Origin of the sequence: Micromonospora sp. Llam0 (genome assembly GCF_003751085.1) — a bacterium.
In the GTDB taxonomy this organism is placed as follows: Bacteria; Actinomycetota; Actinomycetes; order Mycobacteriales; family Micromonosporaceae; genus Micromonospora_E.
This window is the reverse complement of the sequence record NZ_RJJY01000001.1, coordinates 5,558,923-5,577,452: the sequence shown is the minus strand read 5'-3', so window position 1 is coordinate 5,577,452 and position 18,530 is coordinate 5,558,923. Positions and strand designations below refer to the sequence as shown.

The window sequence follows — 18,530 nt, the reverse complement described above, 5'->3', positions numbered from 1 at the left end:
ATTAGATCCACATGACGTAAAGTTTATTCGTTTCGTTTCCAAGAAGATGCCAGATGAAGGACTTCAGATCACGAAAATCCGCCGCCTTGGGCAGAGGGGTCCTTCCTGGCATACGACTTGAGCCGAAGGCCGTTCGAGAGATAAGTTACCAAACCTCGCTCTTGCCAATTAGAATCAACCCGGATAGACATCTGACTTAAGGCAGTTTCGTGCGTACCCATAAGTCTGATGCGGGAGTCTTGGAAATACGGTATCTGGGAAGCCCGACCTCAGGGCCAAGGATGCCTCCAGAGAGTCGTGGCGTCGCTTGGTCAATAGGTTGCTTCGGGTTAGCCTTGCGCGCCCCTAGCGGCGTCCGAGATTTGATGATTAACGCGGCCGCACGGTTCGCCAGCGAGAGCTACGTGAAAGTCAGTAGTGGCGATGGCAGTGCTCCCCGTAGGACGTACTCATCTCGGCATGACCAGGAGCCGGAGATGCGGCTGGTTCAGGAGCGTCCGTCACGCAACGTCGCCAGCCTAAAGCCGCTGGCGGAATAGGGTGCCGCGTGGTCCGTTGAGGTGTCCGCTCGCCTGATGAGACCGAACCCGGTGCGCGGTTTGCACTGCCAGCCGCACTTGACTCTGCGCTTGTGCCGGTACGCCGGCAGTAGCGGCAGCCAGCTGGCAGCGGGTCGGTCTTTGCGCGGGCAGTCGACCGCGTCTTCCTGATCGCAACGCTCGGGCTCGACCTGTGGATAACGTGACCGTTGTCCACAGGTTCGGTCCGGCCGGTGGTGGGATCTGCGGTTCTGGCCGCACCCTGCCTGGGTGCCCGAGAATGAGACGACAGCAGCGGCGGATCCGACAACGACGCGAGCGGCAGGGGCGGAGCTGCCTGTGGAGCCGATGGTGCAGGTTTGGTGTGCGTCTGCGCGCCGCCGTGGCCGACGTCCGTGCCGCCGCAGCCATGTCAAGCCACGTAGCGCGGCGGCTGTCGGAAGCCACCGTCCGTTCCAGGAACACCTGCGCGGTGCGGCAGGACCATCGGTCGATCACCTCATCGCCGCGCTACGAGGACGCGGCTCTCATTCACCGGGTTCCAGTAGCACGCGCGCTCCGGCCGCCCCGTAGCGATTCGACGGCCTGTTGGAAGGTGTGCGGACGCCAAGCGCGGCGTTGACACCCACCCACGGACGGTCCGGCAGGAATCCTCAACGCCTGGCCAAACACATCCAGGACATCAACGCAGGCAAACGCCCTCGCAGTAGCCGTGTTCTCCGCGCGGACCACAACCACCACATCCGACAACGCGCTGTGGCAGGCGAGCAACGGCGTCCCGGCGGGCGGTCCCGGACACAGGAAGGGTTCTCCGCCACGAGGCGCAGCACCAGCGTGCGGATCGAGCGGACAGTGGGTGGTCGGCCCCGACGCCGGGGTCGGGACCTGTTTGCGTGGCGGCGGGCGTACAGGTCACGATGCCAGCGCAACACCGTTTCCGGGCGCACCAGCAGCCGCAGATTCTGCAACGCAGGCCTGGACAGCGTGCTGAGCAGCGCGGCCAGCCACGCCCGATCAGCCGGTTCGAACCGGGCCCGCTGCCCGCCGAGCTGGCGCTGCAATACCGCGAGCTGTTGCCGCAGGACGAGGATCTCGGTGTCCTTGTCGCGGTCGCTGCCCGGTAGCAGCCGCAGCAACGCGAACGCGTTCGTGACCCAGATACGCCAGGCGCAGCAGCATGAGTCAACATCCTCGCGCAGCCACCAACAACGAGGACTCGGGGGACACCGACACCAGGGGCAGACATGATCGCCCCGACTGCCGGAATAGCCTCTGACCAGCACGGATGTACTTTTCGGCAAACACAACCTCGCCCACGGAAGCACGTCCCACTATCTGGATTTTCGGCCCGACGCGGGTAACCATGATCAAAACCCATCGGGACAGGACGGGTCGCCGCCGGACCGGGCCGGACGTGAGGGATGCTCGTCGTACGAGCACCCACCGAGCACCCAACCGACCACAAGGGATGGAAAGGCGAAGGGATCCGACTGCCGTTTCGGCAGGTCAGACCCCTGATGATCTTGCGCGCCCGAAGGGACTCGAACCCCTAACCTTCTGATCCGTAGTCAGATGCTCTATCCGTTGAGCTACGGGCGCAGGTGCCTGGCAAGCATACACGCCTCGCCGAAGCGCGGAGACTCCGGGATTCGAACCCGGGAGGGGCTTTAAGACCCCAACCGCATTAGCAGTGCGGCGCCATAGACCAGACTAGGCGAAGTCTCCCCGGCGGCCGCTCCAGACCACCGCCGATCGAGGATACAGGGCACGCCGCTCTCGGGGCAAAGCGCCTCCCCGGGCCGCAGCCGACGTCAGTGCGGCGTGACCGGTGCCGGCGTCGTCCGGTCGGGAACGGGCAGGCGGCCGGGCCGTACGACGACCAGGAGCACGATCAGCGCGGCCAGGACACCTCCCGTGATCACCGTCGCCATCGCGATACTGCCGGTGCCGAGCAGTCCGACGACCGGCGCGGCGAGCGCGCCGACACCGAACTGCACCGCCCCGAGCATCGCGGACGCGGTCCCGGCAGCTTCCCCATGGCCGGCCAGGGCCAGCGCGGGAGCGTTCGGCAGGGCGAACCCGGCTGCGGCGAGGACCGCCCACAGCGGGATCAGGACGCCGGGTAGCCCGCCGACGTTCGTCGCCGCGAAGCCGAGCAGGACCAGCCCGCACACCAGCCCGGCGATCAGTGAGGTCCGCAGGATCTGCTGCGGTGAGTAACGGCGGAGCAGCCGTACGTTGAGCTGGGTGGCGGTGATCATGCCGACCGCGCCGGCCCCGAAGGCGATGCCGAACTGCTGCTCGTCGAGCCCGTACTGGTCCTGCAGGACGAACGACGAGCCCGCGACGTACGCGAACAGCGACGCCATCGAGAACCCGGCGACGAGCACCAGGCCGACGAAGATCCGGTCCCGGAACAGGCTTCCGTACACCCGGAGGGTGTCCAGCACCCGGGCCGGACGACGGCGGTGCGGCGGCAGCGTCTCGGGCAGCCCGAGGGCGGTCACCGCGATCAGGGCGAGCCCCAGCACCGCGAGCGCGGCGAACACCCCTCGCCAGTGCGTCCAGTTGAGCAGCGCGCTGCCGAGGGTCGGCGCGAGGACCGGCGCGACGCCCATGACCAGCAGCAGTCGGGACAGTACGCGGGCGAAGGCGATCCCGCTGAACATGTCCCGGACGACGGCCATCGCGATCACCGCCGCGGCGGCGGCTCCGAAGCCCTGGACGATCCGCAGCGTGCCGAGCACGGCGATGTTCGGCGCCACGGCGCACAGCACCGAGGCGAGCACGTGCAGAGCGGTGCCGACCAGCAGTGGTCGGCGTCGACCCCACACGTCCGACAGCGGCCCGATGATCAACTGGCCGATGGCCAGCCCGGCGAGGGTGCCGGTCAGCGTCAACTGGACGCCGGCTGCGGTGGTCTGCAGGTCGTCGCTGATCGCCGGTAGTGCCGGCAGGTACATGTCGATGGTCAACGGGCCGACCGCGATGAGCGTGCCGAGCACCAGGATCAGTCGGATCCGCTGCCATGAGCTGAGCAACTCACCGGGAGTCGGCTCCACGACGGTGACTGGTGCGGACCCGCCGGGCCGTTGGGCGAGCGCTGTCATGGTTCCTCTTCCGCGGGGGCGCGTCGTCGGCGCGCGGTGGGGCGCGGGTCGTCGCGACCCGTCTGGTACGCCAGGGCTGCCGCTGTGCAGGCGCGCAGCCAATCTCACAAGCTAGCCGTCGCGTCTGCCATTCCCGTTACGGCGAACGGTGTGGCGCGTCACAGCGGCGCGAACGGTGCGCTCGCCGGCCCGGATGTGGTCCACCGCACGTGTGCAGGGCCGATGCCGGCGGTGTCCGAGGCGGGAGCCGGCCCGCCGGCCCACCCGGGGTGCACCCGGTCACCCGGGTCCACCTGATCACCGTGACGACGGTGACAGGCGACAATGTATATTGCGTACGTCATATCTTCGTACGGCAGGTCGCTTCCGTAGGACGCCATCCGAAATAATCGGCCCGGAGTCTTGTCGCGGAAACCGCCGAAGCCTAATCTCTGGCATCACCGATGCGCGACTCGCGTCGCCGGTGCGGCGCCTGCCCGGCGTCGCCGGACAGCAGGTGTCCACCGACGGAACCCGTCGTGGGGCGCCGGCCCGACCGGCCCGGAATCACCCGGGGCAACCCCTTCGGTTAAGGAGCCAGCCTTGCGTATCCGACTCACCCTGGCCATCGCCGCGACCGCACTGGCCGCCGCGTTCGTGGCCCCGTCCGCTGCGGCTGCGGCACCGCAACAGATCATCGGTGGCGGCACGGTTTCCTCGGCACCGTGGGCGGCCGCCGTCTTCCAGAACGGCTCGTTCGCCTGTTCCGGCTCGATCATCGCCTCACGGTGGGTGCTGACCGCGCGGCACTGTCTCGGCGGGTCGATGTCGGTGCGGGTGGGCAGCGTCTACCGTTCCTCGGGCGGCGCGACCAGCACGGTCAGCGCCACGTACGGCCGGTACGACCTCGGCCTGCTCTACCTGAGCTCGGCGGTCTCCACCAGCTATGTCACGTTGGCGTCCAGCAACCCACCGGTCGGCTCGACGAACACCATCTACGGCTGGGGCCGGACCTGCAGCAACTGTGATGCCTCGGCGCAGCTCAAGGTCGCCTCGGTGCGGACCACGACCAACGGCGCGTCTGACGCGTACGGCGGCCCGGCGATCCGCAGCACCGGGGTGAACGGCGTGGCCTGGCGGGGCGACTCCGGCGGTCCGCAGTTCTACAACGGGCAGCAGGTGGGTGTCTGCTCGACCGGCAACGGGTCGACGTACCAGAACTACGCCTCGGTGGCGTCCAGCCGGAGCTGGATTCGCTCGGTGACCGGGGTCTGAGTCTGCGATGACCGGAGCGGCCGGCGCCGGCCGTTCGGTACGCGGGGGGCCGGTGGGCGCCTCGCGTACCACCTGATTCGCCGGTTCGGCGGCCGCTGCCCGCAGCGGCCGCCGAACCGGCGCCGGCCGCCACACCTGTACCGGCTCGCTGCGGCCGGCGATCGACATCGGTGGTTGCTGGTGGAACCTGAGTCTCGTGCCGGCGGCGCGGTAGGTTTCCGCGGCCACGGCGACATCGCCTGGGGCGGCATGCGCCTGCAGCCGCGCGGCTACGTTGATCACGTCGCCGGTGAGGAATCCGACTCCGCCGTCGACCGCACCGGCGGTGTCGACGGCCGCTGTTCCGGTGGCTACCCCGACCCGGATCCGTACCCGCGCGCCGTCGGGAAAGTCGGTACGGCGTACCGCGTCGGCGAGTTCGAGAGCAGCCCGCACCGCCGGGTACGCGCCACCGTCACCACCACCACCGTGATCATCGTTGTTGCCGGCGAGGCCGAAGACCGCCATCACCGCGTCCCCGATGTACTTCTCCACCACGCCGTCCCACCGTCGTATCACGGTCCGTACCGCGTGGAAGTAGCGCAGCTGCACGTCGCGGACCTCCTCCGGAGTGAGCCGACTGGACAGGGCGGTGAAGCCGACCATGTCAACGAAGAGCACGCTTACCGTGCGGCGGCGGGTCCGGGCGGCCGGAACGGACCAGCCAGATGGCGGTTTCCGTCGCGCTCCGCAGTTGTCACAGTAACGGTGGGTCGATTTTGCGGCTGTACGGCAGATCGGGCCGGCCGCGTGGGTCGGGCCGGTGGGGCGGCGGGAGTTGCGGCGGAGCGTCCTCATGATCGCCTCCTGCGCGGTGGTGGTGCTTCAGTCCGCTCCCGGGTGGACCTGATCCGGTCCGTGTGGACCGACGTACGGGACGGATGGCTGAAACGGTCGCAGCCCAGCGCAGCCCTAGGATCTGTAGAACGACGTATGTCAGATACTCCCACCCTTTATGTCGGTGATCGGATTGACACAGTCACGCGATGGCAGGTCGCTGGCCCCCAGCTCCGACGAAGTTCCCTTCGTCGGGCGGCAGGCTCAGCTGCAGGTCTTGCATGAGTCGCTACGTAGGGTCGAGCGGGGGAACACGGCCGCGGTCTTCGTCATGGGCGAGAGCGGCATCGGCAAGTCGCGGCTGCTGAGCGCGGCCAGCGACCGGCTACGTACTGCCGGTGCGCTGGTGTTGTCCGGGGCATGTCTGGACATTGGGGATTCGTCACCGCTGCACCCACTTCGGCAGGCTCTGCGGCGCTATCAGCCGGCGGCCGGCCGGGCCGGCATCCTGTCCGGCGCCGCCGCCCACGAGTTGATCTCGGTACTGGACGGCGAGGCCCGGCATCCCGACGGAGCCGGTGACCTGCTGGAACGGCTCACCCGTGGACTCGGCGCGGTCGCCGCCGGACGGACCCTGGTGCTGGTCATGGACGATCTGCAGTGGGCCGACCTGACCACCCGGCATCTGCTGCTCTACCTCCTCGCCGGGCTGGGGGACGTCCGGCTGCTGCTGCTCGGCGCCGCGCGGACCGAGACGCTGCGGGGCGACGACCCGATTCGCCGCATGCTGTTGGAGCTGCGCCGGTCCCGGTCGCGTTCCGGCGCGGTCCACGTGTTGGAGTTGGAGCCGCTGGACCGGGCGGAGACCGCCCAACTCGTCGCGGAGCTGCTCGGCGGCGACCCGGAGCCCGACCTGGCCGAGTCGGTGTGGCGGCGCAGCGGCGGGGTGCCGTTCCTCGCCGAGGAGCTGGTCCGGGACGCCCGGGACGGCCGGGACGGCTTGTCGGAGACCCTGAGCGAGATCACCCTGGCCCACGTCGACGCCCTGCCGGCCGACGCCCAGCTCGTGTCGCACGCGGTCGCCGCCGGCGTCGAGCCGGTCGCCCACGACCTGCTGGCCCGGGTCGCCCAGCTCGGCGAGGACCGGCTGCTGCAGGCGGTACGCGAGGCGGTCGGCCAACGGGTGCTGCTGTCCGAGCCGGACGGGTACCGGTTCCGCTACCCGCTGATCCGCGAGGTCCTGGAGCCGCGGTTGTTGCCGGGGGAGCGGGTCCGGTGGCACCGGCGGTACGCCGAGGCGATCGCCGCCGGCCCCACCGGTGACCTGCAGCACGCCCGGTTGGCGTACCACTGGCGGGAGGCGGGCGAGACCACCCGGGCGTTGCCGGCCGTGGTCGCCGCCGCCGAGGAGGCGGAGCGACTGTACGGCTTCGCCGAGGCGTTCGAGCACTGGGCCAGCGCGGTCGACCTGGCGAACCAGGTCCCGCCGGCCTGGCTGGTCGAGTTCGACGCGACCACGCTGGGCCGACGCGCGGCGGAGGCGGCGCACCGCAGCGGCGAGCACGAGCGTGCGCTGGCCCTGCTGGAGCAGCTGGCCACCAACCTGTTCGGTCCGCCGCCGTCCTGGCTGTACACCCTGCGGGCGCGGTACCTGACGGCGGTCGGTCAGCTGGCCGAGGCGGAGCGCGAGTACGACCGGACGCTGGCGGCGGCCGACGCCAGTGCCGGTGAGCGGGTCGCCGCCGCCGCGCACTCCGCCGATCTGCTGCTGCAACTCTGCCGGTACGCCGACGCCGGCCGGCGGGCCCAGAACGCGCTGGACCTGGCCGTCGGGGTGCCCGACTGCGCCTCGGCGATGGTGCTGGCCGGGGTGACCCTCGGCTACAGCCAGGCTTACCTCAACGACCCGGCGGCGGGCAAGGAAGCGGTTCGGCAGGCGCGGCGTACCGCCGAGCTGTCCGGCGGTCCGGCGGACGTCGCGGTCGCCGACCTGCAGCTCGCCGAGCTGCTCAGTGGACACCTCAACGAGTTGGAGGAGGGTGTCGCGGTCGCCCGCCACGGTGCGGAGCGCGCCGAGCGGGTCGGGCTGGCCCGTACCTACGGCACCCGGTTGCTCTCCGCCGCCGCCAACGGGCTGTTCCGGCTCGGCCGGTGGAGCGAGGCCGAGGAGGTGATCACGGCCGCGCTGCGGCACCGGCCGTCCGGGGCCGACGCGGTCGAGCTGTTGCTGGCCCGCTGCCGGATCCATGTGGGCTTCGGTCACCTCGACGGTGCGGAGGCCGACCTGGAGGCGATCGAGACCCTGCTGGCCGCCGGTGGCGGGGTACGGCACATGCTGCCGTTGCTGACGTTGCGCGCCGGACTGGCCATGTGGCGTGGCCGGCACGCCGAGGCGCGGGAGGCGGTGCAGCAGGGGATCGACCTGGCCGAGCGGCACTCGGGTGACGTCTGGTTGCAGGCGCCGCTGGTCTGGCACGGGCTGCGGGCCGAGGCGGAGGCCCGGTCCAGTGGGACACCGATCGACCCGCAGGCGGTGCAACGCCTGGTCAAGGTGGTCGGACGGATGGAGCGCAGCAGCAACACGGACACCGCGGCGCCGGTACGCGACGCGGTGATCGGCTACCGGGAGCTCTGCACCGCGGAGATCAGCCGGATCGACGGCCGGTCGGACCCGGCGCTCTGGTCGCGGGCCGCCGAGGTCTGGGAGCGGCGGTGCCATCCGTACCCGGCGGCGTACGCCCGGTTGCGTCAGGCCGAGGCGCTGTACGCGATCCGTACCCGAAACGCGGACGCGACCCGGGCGCTGCAGGCGGCGTACCGGACCGCCCGCCGGCTCGGTGCCCGTCCGTTCACTGAGGAGATCCAGGCCCTGGCACGCCGCGCCCGAGTGACGCTGAGCGCGGGTGAGCCGGAGCCGATGCCCGAGGTGGACAGCCAGGAACGGGTCACCCTGCGGGCGGGTCTGACCAGTCCGCCGACGGTCGGCGAACGGGTGGCGCGGGCCTTGGTCAACGATCGCGCGAAGCGGACCTCGATGGTCGAGCGGGCCGGCCAGGTGCTCACCCCGGGTGGTCCGGACGAGTTGGCGGTGCTGACCGACCGGGAGCGTCAGGTGCTCGAACTGGTCGCGGAGGGACGGACCAACCGGGCTACGGCCGAGGCGCTGTTCATCAGCGAGCGTACGGTCGGTGTGCACGTGTCGAACATCCTCAACAAGCTGCAGGTCAGGACGCGGGTGGAGGCGACTCGGGTGTTCATGCGTAACCAGCCGCGTGCCTGATACCCGACTGTAAACCTGCCAGTCCGGTGCGTAGCGGCCGCCGACCGGTCGGTCCACCCCGGCCGGTTGACGTCTCCGCCGGAAAACCGCACACCGGGGCGGCGGGATCGGCCAGTGAGACACCCGTCGTTGCGCCGATACCTGCAGGTTGGCAGCGGCTGCCACTGTAGGGACCGACCGTTTCGGTGACGACCGCCCGCCCGGGGCGAGGGAGCACTGCAGACTGGAGGTGTCCGATGCCAGAACTCCGCTGGGGTCACGTGCACGACCAGATCATCGAGGTCCTCAACCACCGGCCGACCGACGTCGCTGGCGTGGTCGAGGATTTGGCGGCGCTGCAGAAGCTGCTCGAGGCAGCCACGCCGAGTGACAGCGACAATCCGGTGGCCGACTTCAACCATCTCTACTGGGTGATCACCAGCACCATCGACGAGCGGCTGCAGGCCGGTGAGTTCGCCGACCCTGCCTTCCTCACCCTGCTGGACATCGAGTTCGCGGAGCGGTACTTCGCGGCGCTGCGCTGCTGGGGCAACCGGGGTGACACCCCGGCGGCCTGGGAGGTGCTGTTCAGCCGGCTGCGCGACGAGAGCGTACGGTCGTTGCCGTCGGCCGCCGCCGGGGTGAACGCGCACATCAACTACGACCTACCGTTCGCCCTGATGAGCACCTGGGCCAAGCTCGGGTCGGGCCCGGACAACGCCGAGCAGCACCGCGACTACCTCTACATCAACGAGATCTTCTTCGACCGGATCCCGCAGCTGCGGCGCAGCTACCTGAGCAGCTGGCAGATCTGCCTCGACCGGCTCAACGGGCAGGTCGACGACTGGTACCAGAACCGGTTGGTGGAGTTTACCCGGGACATCGCCTGGCGGGATGCGGCCCGGATGTGGCCGATGCGGGACGACCCGACGACGTTGGAGAGTGAGCGGTTGCGGATGGACCGGCATACCGCCTTCCTGGGCTGGGCGTTGCTCTCGCCGGTGGGCAGCCTGCTGCAGTGACGCTGCTCCAGTGACGCCCGGCCGGCTGCCGGCCGGCCCGCTGCCGGTGGTACCCGCTGTTGGCGGGCACCGTGGTCAGGCGGTCCGGTCGAAGCTGTCCCGGGCCGCGAGCACCGTCGGCATCTCGCGTTCGACCAGCTCGATCAGGTCGGCCAGCTTGCCGGCGACGGCGCGGCCGAGCGGGGTGAGGCTGTACTCGACGCGGGGCGGGATGGTGGCCTGGACGTCCCGGACGACCATCCCGTCGCGCTCCAGCGCTTGCAGGGTCTGAGCCAGCATCTTCTCGCTGATGCCGTCGACCCGGCGGCGCAGCGCGTTGAACCGGTAGTTGCCGGCGAACAAGGCAGCCAGCGCCAGTGTGCCCCATTTGCCTGTTATGTGGTCTAGGATGGCTCGTGATGGGCAGTCGCGGGCGAAGACGTCGGTCACCAGGTCGGCCGTCGGGTCGTCGGCCGTCAGGTCGTCGGTTGGCGGGTGGTCGGTCGGCGGGCAGGGTTCGGTGTGCGGCGCGGGCGCGGGCGCGGACCGGCTGGCCATGTTTCCAGGGTATCTCCCAGTGATGTGTCGAATAGACCACAGCACTTACCAGTTCGCTTGCGCTTTCAAAAAGTTAGTGCAGGCTGGTGGGCAAGGGCGATCGTGGGGGCCGCCCCACAGGGACGTAGGGAGCTGACATGATCACTGTCACCGGTGCCGCCGGCCAGCTGGGTCGGTTGGTCGTCGACGAGTTGCTGGACGGCGGACTGTCACCGGCGCAGATCGTCGCCGTCGTACGGAATCCGGACAAGGCCGACGACCTCGCCGCGCGCGGCGTACAGGTCCGGCACGGCGACTACGACCAGCCGCAGACCCTCGGGCCGGCCCTGGCCGGGACCAGCAAGCTGCTGCTGATCAGCGGCAGCGAGGTCGGCCGGCGGATCGACCAGCACCGCAACGCCGTGGCGGCGGCGACGGCGGCCGGAGTCGACCTGATCGCGTACACCAGCATCCTCAAGGCGGACACCAGCAGCGTCCCGTTGGCCGCCGAACACCTCGCCACCGAACAGATGATCCGGGACAGCGGCCTGCCGTACGTACTGCTGCGCAACGGCTGGTACCTGGAGAACTACACCGGATCGGTGCTGCCGCAGGCGCTCGCCACCGGCAGCGTGCTGGGCGCCGCCGGTTCGGGTCGGGTCGCCGCCGCGACCCGGGCCGACTTCGCCGCCGCCGCCGCCGCGGTGCTGACCGCCCCGGCACCCGCCGTCGCCACCGGCACTGTCTACGAGCTCGGCGGCGACGAGCCGTTCACCCTGGCCGAGCTGGCTGCCGAGATCAGCCGGCACAGCGGGCGGGAGGTCGGCTACCAGGATCTTCCGGCCGACGTGTACGCCAAGGCGCTGACCGACGCCGGGGTACCGGAGGCGTTCGCCAGCATGCTGGCCGCCTCCGACGTCGGCATCTCCCGGGGCGACCTGACCACCGACAGCGGCGACCTCGCCCGGCTGATCGGCCGGCCCACCACGTCGCTCGGCGAAGCTGTCCGGGCCACCCTCGCCGGCCTACCGGGCTGATTCGCCGTCCGGCAGCTGGTAGTTGGTGACGAGCAGATCCCAGCTGCCCCGCTTCGCCGACTGCAGGTTGATGTCCCGGCGGGTCGCCATCCGGGCGATCAGGAAATCCGCGCCGAACAGCTCCCGCACGAACGGCGTGTCGCTGTTGGTCAGGGTCAGTCGGACGCCGCGCCGGCTGGCCCGTACCATCGCGTCCCGCAGCCGCACGTGATCGGCCGGCCCGAACTGCGTCGAGGTGTACCGCCGAAAGTCCGCCCAGCCGCCGAGCGGGACGTACGGCGGGTCCAGGTAGACCCAGTCGCCGGCGGCGGCCTCGTCGAGCTGCTCGGCGAAGTCGGCCACCCGCAGCTCGGCGCCGGCCAGCGCGTGCGCGGCGTCCAGCAGCACCCGCCGGTTGTAGTACGGCCGGTCGTAGGCGCCGTACGGTGCGTTGAACTCGCCCCGCCGGTTGACCCGCCACAGCCCACGGAACGCCGTCTTGTTCAGGTAGATCACCCGGACCGCGCGTTCCAGATCGGAACAGTCCGCTGGCGAGCGGCGGCGGACCGCCGCGAAGTGCTCCGGCGTGTTCGGTTGCTCGTCCAGCAGCCGCATCACCGTTTCGGGGTCGCGGGCGACCTCCCGGAAACAGACGATCAACTCCGGGTTGGCGTCACTGAGCACCGCCCGCTGCGGCGCCAGCTCGAAGAAGACCGCCCCGCTGCCGAGGAACGGCTCCCGGTAGCTGCCGGTGAACGGCGGCGCGGCGGCGACGAGGGCGGCGGCGTACCGGGTCTTCCCGCCCGCCCACTTGAGGAACGACCTACCGTCCGCCCTGGTGGTGGAGCGCGCGGACCTGGCGCCGGTCCGGATCATGGAGCGGATCATACGGGGCGGTGACCCGCCAGGCGTAGTGCGGCGAGGCGAGGAACTCGGCGAGCAGGCTCGCCGAGCCGGGAGCGAACGGCCGGCCGTCGCTGATCTGGTCCGGCCGGAGAAACTCCATCGCGGCACCCTCGCCGAGCCGGACGTCGCACTGCCGGGCACGGGTCGAGCCGAAGTAGTAATGCGCCGTACGCTGTGGGTTCAGCTGCCGGCGGCAGAACAACCGCAACCCGTGCTCGGGCCGCAACCCGGTCTCCTCGGCGAGTTCGCGCAGCGCCGTCTGCTCCGGTGTCTCCCCGGGCTCGCAGTGCCCACCCGGCACGCACCAGGCGTGCGGATGGCTCGGCGCGTTGCCGTCCCGCAGCTGCAGCAGGACGGAACCCGCCGGATCGACCAGTAGCACCGCGGCGACGTCACCCATCGGTCCAGTGTGCGGCCGAACCGCCGGCGGCGGGAGTCAGTGCCGCAAGCTCATCGGCGTGGCGGTCGATTCCACCCGGATGTGCGAGTCGGGTGGCGATCTCGGCCGGTGCCGGCAGCCTCGACATCAGCTCGGCCGCGTCCGCCACCCCGCTGGCCGGACCGTCCTCGGCCAGCAGTTCGGCGAGCAGCTGCGGGGTCACCTCCTCGGGTGCGCAGCCCAGGCCCAGCCGGTGCCGTCGGACCAGGTCGGCGTTGCCGAACTGGTCGGCGCCGTGCGGCAGGACCAGCTGCCGTACCCCGGAGCAGATCGCGCCCATCATCGTCCCGGAGCCGCCGTGGTGCACCACGGCGGAGCAGCCGGCGAGCACCTGGTGCAGCGGCAGCCAGCCGGCGGGCCGGACGTTGCCCGGCAGCGGCCCGAGCGCGGCCACGTCGGCGTCGGCGCCGAGGGCCAGCACGAAGTCCGCGTCGGTCTGCCCGGCGGCGTCGATGGTGCGGCGCAGACCGGTCAACCCGGCCAGCGCCGGCACCACGGTGCCGAGGGTGATCAGCACCCGGGGGCGCGCGGTGGGCAGGCGCAGCCAGTCCGGCAGCGCACCGCCGGCGTTGTACGGTACGTACCGCATCGACCATCCGTCGCCGTCGCCGATCATCAGCTCCGCCGGCGCCAGGTGCAGGACCACCCGGTCGGGCAGTTCCAGCGGTACGCCGTTGCGCTCGTACGCCGCCGCCAGGTACGGCAGGAACCGGGCGGCCAGCGCCTCCTCGCGGAACAGGTTGAATCCGTGCTCGACGGCGGGCACCCGCAGCGCGCGGGCGGCCAGCAGCCCGGCCGGATGGAGCCGGGAGTGCACCACCAGATCCGGCCGCCACCAGCGAGCCAATGTCAGCGTGCCGTCCGCCATCAGGTCGGAGACCCGCCCGAAGGTCTCCAGCAGCAACGGGTCGGTACGGCTGCCGGCAGCGGCGATCCGCCGGCCCCGCTCGCGCATCCGGGCGGCCAGTTCGGCGGTGGTGCCGGTGCCGGTGCCGAACACGGCGGCGATCGGGGCGCCGGGGGCGACGTCCACCGCCGGCAGACCGGCCTGGGCCGCGCCGGCCAGTCCTTCGGCGGCGGTGCCGACCAGTACGTCGTGGCCGGCGGCCCGCAACGCCCAGGCCAGCGGCACGGTGGGGAAGAGATGCCCGACTCCGGGCGGGCTGGTGAACAGGACGCGCACCGAGGAACCTTCCGGTTGACACATGAGTCGACAATGGATAATTTATCGTGATTGATCCGGTTTCGCGAGAGGGAGTTCACCGATGGCTGGGCCGACGGACATCCCGTTCACGCCGGAGCTGCACCTGCGACTGCTACTGAGCATCGACCGCGGGCACAACGTGCAGCGCGCGGTCCGCAGCGCGGTGCGGCCCGGTGACCGGGTGCTCGACGCCGGCACCGGCAGCGGACTGCTCGCGCTGATCGCCGCCGACGCGGGCGCCGCCGAGGTGGTCGCGGTCGACCGGCACCATGTCGGCATGGCCGAGCGGATCGCCCGGCACAACGGGGTCGCCGACCGGATCGCCTTCGTCGAGTCCGACCTCGCCGATCTCGACCCGGAGGACCTCGGCGGCCGGTTCGACGTGCTGCTCGGCATGATCCACACCAACAACCCGTTGCTGGACGAGGAGCGCTCCCGGCTGGTCGTCGAGCTGCGTCGCCGGTTCGGCACGGCCGACTGCCGGGTGCTGCCCGGCGAGGTGCGCTACCTGGCCACCGGCTGCGACCGGCTGGACTGGGACCTGCCGACCGAGCTGGTCGACCTGGCCCAGGCCACCGAGACGCTGCAGGGCGCGTACGGCTGGGACTTCCAGCCGCTGGTGGACGCGGTCCGCGACGGGGTCGCGATGCGCGCCGCCCGGCCGGCCAAGGGGGTCGTCCCGGCCTGGCGGTCGCCGACCCGGTCCGGCGCGCTGCGCTTCCCGCGAGGCGACGTGCGGCTGCTCACCGCCGCCGAGGACTGGGTGACGGTGGACTACCAGGCGTCGTCGTTCGACGGATTCCCCGACCGGGTACGGCTCACCGCGACCGCCGCCGGGCGGCTGACCGGGGTGATCTGGACCCAGCAGCTGCGGTACGCCGGAGTGCCGCTGTGGACCAGCGAGTCGTACAGCCCGCTGGCCGGCCCGCGCCACGTCGGCCCGGGGCAGGAACTGGTCTTCGGCACCGGTGCGACGTGGCGGGCGACGAACGTCCTCAGTCACCACCACCCGACGTAGTCCTCCAGGAACGCGGCCAGGTAGGCCGGTGAGTCGACCAACCGGGTCAGCCGCGCCGCCTGCACCCGGTGCAGAAACGCCGCGTCGGCCGTGCCGTACCCGGGGGTGTTCACCAGGTCCATCATCCAGTGCACGAACTCCTGGGCCCGCCAGATGCGGGCCAGCCGGTGCTGCGAGTAGGCGTCCGACCGGCGGTGGTCGCCGGTGGTGAACCGCTCGATCAGCCCCAGCGCCAGCTCCTGCGCGTCGGCCAGGGCCAGGTTGAAGCCCTTGCCACCGACCGGCGGAACGATGTGCGCGGCGTCGCCGGCGAGGAACAACGACCCGTACCGCATCGGGTCGCAGACCAGGCTGCGCATCCGGACGGTGCCGGTGTCGGTGACCGGCCCGGTGTGCAGCGTCCACGGCTCGTCCAGGGCCAGCCGGATCCGGACCTCCTTCCAGATCCGCTCGTCCGGCCAGTCCGCCCGGGTCTCGTCCCGCCCGCACTGCAGGTAGAACCGGCTGACCGTCGGCGTCCGGCGGACATGTACGCAGGCCCCGGACTCGTGCAGGGCGTTGATCACGCAGTCGCTGGACGGCGGGGCTTCGGCGAGCACCGACAGCCAGGCGTAGTCGTACTGGTAGTCGGCGCAACGCAGCGCCCCGGCGGGGATGGCCCGCCGGGCGACGCCGTACTCGCCGTCGCAGCCGGCCACCACGTCGCAGCGCAGCTCACGGCCGTCGGCGAGCCGGATGCGGGGCTGCCCGGTCAGGTCGTCGATCGCCTCCGCCGCGGTCTCGAACCGCAGGTCACCGCCGTCGGCGAGGTAGGCGTCGACCAGATCGCGGACCAGGAACTGCTGCGGGTAGATGTAGTGGCTGCGGCCGCCCGCCAGCGGCTCGTAGCGGACCGGGTAGCGCCGCCCGCCGAGCCGGAACTCCACCGCGTCCTCGACCGCGCCGGTCCGCAGCAGGTTGCCGGCCAGGTCGTGCCGGCGCAGCAGGTCGACCACCCGGTGCTCCACGGTGGCGCCCCGGGCACGGTTGGCGACGTACTCGCGGTCCCGACGCTCCAGCACCACGCAGTCCACCCCGGCCCGGCGCAGCAGCACCGCCAGCAGCATCCCGGCCGGTCCGGCGCCGATGACGCCGACCTGGGTACGCTCGTTCAGCACCGGTCACCGCCGGCCGGCTGGTCGACCTGCCCACCGGCGTCCGCGCCGGGCGTTCCGCCTCCGTGGCCACCCGGACCGGTGTCCGGCGTCCCGCACTCGGGCCCACCGGGTGTCCCGCCCCCGTCGGTCCGGTCCCGGTGGCTGCCGTGCAGCGCGAACAGCCGGGCCCGCATCATCTGCCGTACCACCTGCACCCCCGGAGACGTGCTGCGCCCCGCCGACCGGGCGGCCATCCGCAGGCTGGGCAGCACATCGCCGCCGAACCGGGCGCAGATCAGTTGGTGCGCCTCGTACGCCTCGACGGTCGCTTCGACGAACTCGTCGAAGGCGCTACCCAATCGGGCCGGGCCGATCTTGGACCGCATCGCGCGGACCTCGGTGAACAGCGCCATGAGGTGGGCGTGGTCGCGGGTCTGCAGTCCACTGAAGCCGGCCCGCACCGCAGGTGGTGCCATCGCCGGACGGATCAGTCGCTCGTAGTCGACCGGTGAGAAGTCCGAGGTGAATCGGAAGGCCGCCGCCGAACTGCGCATGAACGCCGTGGCGACCCGCAGCGCGGCGCGCGCCTCGGCCTCGTCGCCGTCGGCGCTGGCACCGAGGAAGCAGTTCAGCCCGGTGATCGCCCCCTGCATCAGGGTGAAGAAGAACTGGTGACCGATCAGCCAACGGTCGGCGGCGGCGTCGGAGTCATCCGGGTCCGTACCGTCCGACTGCGGGTGGCGCAGCGGGCGTTCGACGGGCTGGTCGAAAACGCCGGTCGGCTGGTTGCCGATGTCGTGGCCCGCGTACCGGTACAGGCTTTCCAGCCCGAGCCACAGCTGGGCGATGTAACCGTCGCTGAGCTGGGAAAGCCCATTTTCGTCGACGTTTTCTCGAACTGCCAAATGCGCTATTGCCAAGGCGTGGAGAAACGCCGATTCCGGCGTTTGGCGGGTACGGCGGATCTGGAAGTAGCGGTCATGTTCCTGGTAGTCGACTTCCTGGTAGTCGACGGATGCTGGGTCGACCCGGCCGCCCGACGTAACGCTGTCGAGCGGCTCCGGGGCCGAGGTGTGGGGGCCGTCGGCGATCGCCGCGCGGAGTCGGTGCCGGTTCGCCGGCAGCAGCTCCGGATAGGGTAGGCATAGTGCGCCATCAGACACAGGGCAGCCCTTCTGGTGGCTTCCGGGCATGGGTACGGTGTCGCAATACCGTGCCGGCGGAGTGGCCTATTCACCGCGCCGCCGGTGATCCACAATGCTCGCAAATTCTCGCGGCTGCTCTGATTGCTGTCAATCCCTGTGTAGTTTTTCGCCTACTGAGTGGTGACTTTGTGCACGTCAGCGGCGCGATATTGAGTCGGGCGACCGGCGGGGCGGTCGGGGCCGTCCGGTGGGCGGGCGACCGTCAACGGTGCACCCGGTCCAGCATCGGGTCGGTCTCGGCCCGTGGCAGCACGTACGGCGCGGTGATGGTGTCCACCCCGGTGCCACGCGAGCCGGTGGGGCGGTAGGTGACGGTCGCCGCGCCGGCTGAGGCGGTCTCGACGATCCCGGCGCACCAGGTGCCGCCGCGGTAGACCCAGACCGGGTCGGACGGCTGGTACCGGTCGGTCGGGTAGACGTCCCGGGGGTCGCGTTGGTTGGGGTTGAGGATGGGAGCCGGCATGCTCATCGCCCTCCTGTCTCGCTGCGCGCGGTGTGTCTCGTGGCTGCTGCCGTCGGATGACGCCGGAGGCAGCTGACCGGCCCGCAGATTGGTGACTCTGCGTGCATCATCGTCTACGCCGCCCCTGGCCTTATCGGGGGTGATGTCATCGAATGTCCGATTATTCATCACGGTGGGTAAACCGCCGGATACAAGTTCACGTGCGCTATCATGCTCGCAATACCTTGCAGGCGCAAGAGCAGATGCACGTGCATTTGACCCTTCCGCGACGAGGCGCGGCTGACCCTGGAGTCCTACGTCTGTTGCGACAATGTCCGATTTGGATTGTATGTATGCATAAGCCGGATAGTGACGTTCCAATTACCGACCTGCCGACCCTCGCCTGGCGCAAGAGTGGCCGCAGCAACCCCAGCGGGAACTGCGTCGAGCTTGCCCGGCTGCCCGGTGGCAGCGGGATTGCTCTGCGTAACTCCCGCTTCCCGGACGGTCCGGCGCTGATCTACACCCGTGCCGAGATCGAGGCGTTCATCCTTGGCGCCCGGGACGGTGACTTCGACGACCTGATTCGCTAGGATCGATCCCGCCGGGGGGCCTGATCCGCTGGGCCGATCCGGAACGGCTACCGAT

At 70.6% G+C, this 18,530-nt stretch carries 15 protein-coding genes, 2 tRNA genes and 1 pseudogene; 7 read left to right on the top strand and 11 right to left on the bottom strand.

Annotation, left to right across the window (positions count from 1 at the left end; genetic code table 11):
* The first annotated feature begins 1,456 nt into the window (after positions 1-1,456).
* Positions 1,457-1,663: a hypothetical protein gene (locus tag EDC02_RS40385; protein ID WP_158632282.1), complete on the top strand. Its 207-nt coding sequence runs from the start codon at positions 1,457-1,459 to the stop codon at positions 1,661-1,663.
* 402 nt (positions 1,664-2,065) lie between these two features.
* Here the strand turns inward: EDC02_RS40385 and EDC02_RS24360 are convergent.
* From EDC02_RS24360 to EDC02_RS24350, 3 genes are all read right to left on the bottom strand, one after another.
* A tRNA-Arg gene (locus EDC02_RS24360) sits at positions 2,066-2,138 on the bottom strand.
* Between the two features lie 35 nt (positions 2,139-2,173).
* A tRNA-Ser gene (locus EDC02_RS24355) sits at positions 2,174-2,264 on the bottom strand.
* Positions 2,265-2,350: 86 nt separating this feature from the next.
* The gene (locus tag EDC02_RS24350; protein ID WP_123603945.1) at positions 2,351-3,649 is read right to left on the bottom strand and encodes a multidrug effflux MFS transporter; all 1,299 of its coding nucleotides are present in this window, start codon (positions 3,647-3,649) and stop codon (positions 2,351-2,353) included.
* Positions 3,650-4,231: 582 nt separating this feature from the next.
* Between EDC02_RS24350 and EDC02_RS24345 the strand changes: the two genes are divergently transcribed.
* On the top strand, positions 4,232-4,903 hold the full coding sequence (locus EDC02_RS24345) for a trypsin-like serine protease (protein ID WP_123603944.1): 672 nt from the start codon (positions 4,232-4,234) through the stop codon (positions 4,901-4,903).
* A gap of 141 nt (positions 4,904-5,044) precedes the next feature.
* On the opposite strand, the pseudogene EDC02_RS42860 reads toward EDC02_RS24345, so the two are convergent.
* A pseudogene (locus EDC02_RS42860) lies at positions 5,045-5,740 on the bottom strand (adenylate/guanylate cyclase domain-containing protein); the annotation flags it as partial.
* Positions 5,741-5,897: 157 nt separating this feature from the next.
* Here EDC02_RS42860 and EDC02_RS24335 point away from each other — a divergent pair.
* Both EDC02_RS24335 and EDC02_RS24330 read left to right on the top strand, forming a co-directional pair.
* A complete protein-coding gene (locus EDC02_RS24335) occupies positions 5,898-8,999 on the top strand; it encodes a LuxR family transcriptional regulator (RefSeq protein WP_123603943.1) in 3,102 nt (1,033 codons plus the stop codon).
* A gap of 236 nt (positions 9,000-9,235) precedes the next feature.
* On the top strand, positions 9,236-10,000 hold the full coding sequence (locus tag EDC02_RS24330) for a DUF5995 family protein (protein WP_123603942.1): 765 nt from the start codon (positions 9,236-9,238) through the stop codon (positions 9,998-10,000).
* Between the two features lie 75 nt (positions 10,001-10,075).
* Here the strand turns inward: EDC02_RS24330 and EDC02_RS24325 are convergent, their stop codons facing one another.
* Complete coding sequence (locus EDC02_RS24325; protein ID WP_123603941.1) at positions 10,076-10,537, bottom strand: helix-turn-helix domain-containing protein; 462 nt, start codon at positions 10,535-10,537, stop codon at positions 10,076-10,078.
* Positions 10,538-10,674: 137 nt separating this feature from the next.
* On the opposite strand from EDC02_RS24325, the gene EDC02_RS24320 reads away from it, so the two are divergent.
* Positions 10,675-11,553 (top strand): SDR family oxidoreductase, encoded by an 879-nt coding sequence (locus EDC02_RS24320; RefSeq protein ID WP_123603940.1) that lies wholly within the window; start codon positions 10,675-10,677, stop codon positions 11,551-11,553.
* Here the strand turns inward: EDC02_RS24320 and EDC02_RS24315 are convergent.
* Genes EDC02_RS24315 through EDC02_RS24305 form a run of 3 tightly spaced genes read right to left on the bottom strand, consistent with a single transcriptional unit; the run spans position 11,542 to position 14,060 of the window.
* On the bottom strand, positions 11,542-12,408 hold the full coding sequence (locus EDC02_RS24315; RefSeq protein WP_123603939.1) for a Dam family site-specific DNA-(adenine-N6)-methyltransferase: 867 nt from the start codon (positions 12,406-12,408) through the stop codon (positions 11,542-11,544). The genes EDC02_RS24320 and EDC02_RS24315 overlap by 12 nt on opposite strands.
* Positions 12,356-12,838 carry an NUDIX domain-containing protein gene (locus EDC02_RS24310; RefSeq protein WP_123603938.1) on the bottom strand — a complete coding sequence of 161 codons (483 nt, stop codon included), beginning with the start codon at positions 12,836-12,838 and terminating at the stop codon, positions 12,356-12,358. Before EDC02_RS24310 ends, EDC02_RS24315 begins: the two co-directional genes overlap by 53 nt.
* On the bottom strand, positions 12,831-14,060 hold the full coding sequence (locus EDC02_RS24305; RefSeq protein WP_158632281.1) for a nucleotide disphospho-sugar-binding domain-containing protein: 1,230 nt from the start codon (positions 14,058-14,060) through the stop codon (positions 12,831-12,833). The genes EDC02_RS24310 and EDC02_RS24305 overlap by 8 nt, the downstream gene beginning before the upstream one ends.
* Positions 14,061-14,142: 82 nt before the next feature.
* Here EDC02_RS24305 and EDC02_RS24300 point away from each other — a divergent pair, with 82 nt between their 5' ends.
* Complete coding sequence (locus tag EDC02_RS24300; protein ID WP_123603936.1) at positions 14,143-15,099, top strand: 50S ribosomal protein L11 methyltransferase; 957 nt, start codon at positions 14,143-14,145, stop codon at positions 15,097-15,099.
* Here the strand turns inward: EDC02_RS24300 and EDC02_RS24295 are convergent.
* The 3 genes from EDC02_RS24295 to EDC02_RS24285 all read right to left on the bottom strand — a co-directional run bounded on the left by EDC02_RS24295 (position 15,081) and on the right by EDC02_RS24285 (position 17,909).
* The gene (locus tag EDC02_RS24295; RefSeq protein WP_123603935.1) at positions 15,081-16,256 is read right to left on the bottom strand and encodes a 4-hydroxybenzoate 3-monooxygenase; all 1,176 of its coding nucleotides are present in this window, start codon (positions 16,254-16,256) and stop codon (positions 15,081-15,083) included. The two genes, EDC02_RS24300 and EDC02_RS24295, sit on opposite strands and share 19 nt — an antisense overlap.
* On the bottom strand, positions 16,250-17,398 hold the full coding sequence (locus tag EDC02_RS24290) for a hypothetical protein (protein WP_123603934.1): 1,149 nt from the start codon (positions 17,396-17,398) through the stop codon (positions 16,250-16,252). Before EDC02_RS24290 ends, EDC02_RS24295 begins: the two co-directional genes overlap by 7 nt.
* Positions 17,399-17,642: 244 nt before the next feature.
* Positions 17,643-17,909, bottom strand: a complete 267-nt coding sequence (locus EDC02_RS24285; RefSeq protein WP_123603933.1) for a hypothetical protein — start codon at positions 17,907-17,909, stop codon at positions 17,643-17,645.
* A 326-nt stretch (positions 17,910-18,235) separates the two neighbouring features.
* Here EDC02_RS24285 and EDC02_RS24280 point away from each other — a divergent pair, with 326 nt between their 5' ends.
* On the top strand, positions 18,236-18,475 hold the full coding sequence (locus tag EDC02_RS24280) for a DUF397 domain-containing protein (protein ID WP_123603932.1): 240 nt from the start codon (positions 18,236-18,238) through the stop codon (positions 18,473-18,475).
* The last annotated feature ends 55 nt before the right edge of the window (positions 18,476-18,530 follow it).

Bases quoted from the DNA above. Each gene is read 5' to 3' on its own strand.
- EDC02_RS40385 (WP_158632282.1), top strand. From the start codon at position 1,457: ATGCCAGCGCAACACCGTTTCCGGGCGCACCAGCAGCCGCAGATTCTG.
- EDC02_RS24350 (WP_123603945.1), bottom strand. From the start codon at position 3,649: ATGACAGCGCTCGCCCAACGGCCCGGCGGGTCCGCACCAGTCACCGTC.
- EDC02_RS24335 (WP_123603943.1), top strand. From the start codon at position 5,898: ATGTCGGTGATCGGATTGACACAGTCACGCGATGGCAGGTCGCTGGCC.
- EDC02_RS24330 (WP_123603942.1), top strand. From the start codon at position 9,236: ATGCCAGAACTCCGCTGGGGTCACGTGCACGACCAGATCATCGAGGTC.
- EDC02_RS24325 (WP_123603941.1), bottom strand. From the start codon at position 10,537: ATGGCCAGCCGGTCCGCGCCCGCGCCCGCGCCGCACACCGAACCCTGC.
- EDC02_RS24320 (WP_123603940.1), top strand. From the start codon at position 10,675: ATGATCACTGTCACCGGTGCCGCCGGCCAGCTGGGTCGGTTGGTCGTC.
- EDC02_RS24315 (WP_123603939.1), bottom strand. From the start codon at position 12,408: ATGATCCGGACCGGCGCCAGGTCCGCGCGCTCCACCACCAGGGCGGAC.
- EDC02_RS24310 (WP_123603938.1), bottom strand. From the start codon at position 12,838: ATGGGTGACGTCGCCGCGGTGCTACTGGTCGATCCGGCGGGTTCCGTC.
- EDC02_RS24300 (WP_123603936.1), top strand. From the start codon at position 14,143: ATGGCTGGGCCGACGGACATCCCGTTCACGCCGGAGCTGCACCTGCGA.
- EDC02_RS24285 (WP_123603933.1), bottom strand. From the start codon at position 17,909: ATGAGCATGCCGGCTCCCATCCTCAACCCCAACCAACGCGACCCCCGG.
- EDC02_RS24280 (WP_123603932.1), top strand. From the start codon at position 18,236: ATGCATAAGCCGGATAGTGACGTTCCAATTACCGACCTGCCGACCCTC.